This window comes from Streptomyces sp. NPDC004667 (assembly GCF_040609475.1).
Taxonomy (GTDB): domain Bacteria; phylum Actinomycetota; class Actinomycetes; order Streptomycetales; family Streptomycetaceae; genus Streptomyces.
Map to the genome: position 1 here is coordinate 1 of NZ_JBEXKC010000241.1, position 2,215 is coordinate 2,215.

The 2,215-nt window shown below is 77.2% G+C and carries 2 protein-coding genes; both read right to left on the bottom strand.

Annotated features, from left to right (window positions below; genetic code table 11):
* On the bottom strand, positions 1-197 hold a 197-nt coding region (locus ABZW32_RS39695), incomplete at its 3' end, for a hypothetical protein (RefSeq protein ID WP_356225770.1).
* The coding region (locus tag ABZW32_RS39700) for an ATP-binding protein (RefSeq protein WP_356225772.1) at positions 194-2,215 on the bottom strand (2,022 nt) is incomplete at its 5' end. The genes ABZW32_RS39700 and ABZW32_RS39695, both read right to left, overlap by 4 nt.

The following is a 2,215-nucleotide window of genomic DNA, read 5'->3' on the forward strand; positions in this document are numbered from 1 at the left end:
CCCCCGTGCGGCGCCGGGGCGACCACCACCGACCGGACCCCGCGCGGGATCCACGCCCCCGCCGTACCGGCCGCCGCGCACAGGGCGGCCAGCTCCTCGCGCAGCGCCGCCACGAACACCTCCCCGCCCCCCGCGAACACCTCGCCGCCGCCCGCCCACTCCACGACCAGCCGCTCGATGTGCACCTCCACCCTCACGACGACACCCCCTCACGATGTACGACGGCCGGATCCGGCCAGGCGAAGTCCCGCTCCCGCACGGGCTGCTGGAGCTTGTGGAACTCCTCCCGCGCCGCGCGCAGGACGAGCGGCATGGTGATCCGGCCCCCGTCCGCCGCGGCGAGGAAGGCCGAGTTGAGCGCGATGGTGCGGGCCGTCGCCCCGCTCACGTCGAGCCGCGCGAGCCGCTCGTAGTCCAGGCCGTCACGGCCCGGCGCGTGCTCCGGGAAGGCCCTGCGCCAGATCTCCCGGCGCTGCGCCACGTCCGGGAACGGGAACTCGACGACGAAGCGGAGCCTGCGCACGAGCGCGGCGTCGAGCGCCGCCCGCATGTTGGTCGCCATGATCGTGAGCCCCCGGTGCGACTCCAGCCGCTGGAGCAGGTAGTCGACCTGGACGTTCGCGTACCGGTCGTGGGCGTCCTTCACCTCGCTGCGCGTGCCCAGCAGCGACTCCGCCTCGTCCAGGAACAGCACCGCACCGCCCGCCTCGGCCGCGTCGAACAGCCGGCGCAGGTTCTTCTCCGTCTCGCCGATGTACTTGCTCATCACGGCCGACAGGTCCGTGCGGTACAGATCGAGGCCCAGCTCCGCGGCCAGCACCTCGGCCGCCATCGTCTTGCCCGTGCCGCTGGGGCCGGTGAACAGCGCGGTCACCCCGAGCCCGCGGGTGCGCCGTTCGCCGAAACCCCAGGTGTCGTAGACCGTTTCCTGCCGTGCCACCTGGTCGGCGATCCGCCGCAGCTGCGCACCGGCCCGTTCGGGCAGTACGAGGTCGTCCCAGCGGGCCTCCGGGCGCAACCTCTGCGCCAGACCGTCGAGGCGGGGCCGGCCGCGGTCCAGGCAGGCCCGCCAGGCCCGGTCGGCGCCGTTCGCCGCGGCCACCTCCGCGATCTCGGGCAGGTCCAGGGCGAACTGCCGCGCGAGGAGGTCGACGGGGACGGAGCGGGCCGCCGGACCGAGCACGTCCCGCCAGGCCGCGGCGCGCTCGCGCGGGGTGGGCGGGGCGACGTCCACGATCAGGGCGGCGCGCCCGAGGCCGGCGGCCGCGTCCCGGGAACTGAAGAACGCCGGGGCCCCGGTCCGCGCGAGGAAGCGCCCGACGGCAGACGGGTCGTACCCGCCGTGGGCGTCGTCGTCCGCGTCCAGGTACAGCGCGACGGGGGTCAGGGCGGCCTCGCGCTCCCACAGCCGTGCCAGCCGGTCGGCGTCCGCCGCCCGCCCGGGCAGCAGCGCGACCGGCAGCCGGTACGCCGTCAGCCCCCGGGAGGCGGCCGCGCCGGCGGCGACCAGCCGCTTGCTGCCCGGCTGCCCGCCGACCAGGTGCACGACCGGCGCCGGGGACAGCTCCCAGGCGTCCGCGCACCGGTCGGCGGCGGCCCGTTGGGAGGCGGGCAGCGCGGCGGGCGACTCGGACGGGAGCGGGGTGACCAGGACGCGCAGCCGTTCGTCGAGGTGGTCCAGGCCCTTGACGTGGTCGACGATCCGTTCGTCGGCGCGGACCGGGCTGGTCACCAGCGCGGAGCCGGCCACGTGACTGATCTCCACGAGCCCCCAGTACCGCAGCGGGCCGTGCGCGGACAGCGCCTCCCACGAGGGACCGGGCAGGACCGCGAGCGCCAGCCCGAAGGTGGGGAAGGCCATCGCCCCCACCCCGTGCGCGGCCGCGAACAGCGCACCCGTCGAGGGGGACAACTCCTCGGCGAGGCACATCAGCAGCACGTCGCGCTCGAAGCGGCTCAGACCGAGGCGGCGGGCGAGCGCCACCAGGGGCGGGGCCGGCACCGCTGCCTCCGCCTCCGCGATCCGCGCCTCGGCGGCCACCAGCTCCCGGACGCTGACGCCCCCGGCCGGGCCGGGCCGGAGGGCGGGCTCCGGACGGTCGGCATCCGTACGCTCCCCGGCGGTGCGCGGCGGCCCGGCCGCGCGGCCGCGGCGCCAGCGGGGCGGCCCGGGGCGCATCCGCGGGGCCACCGGGTAGGGGGCCGTTCCGAGGGG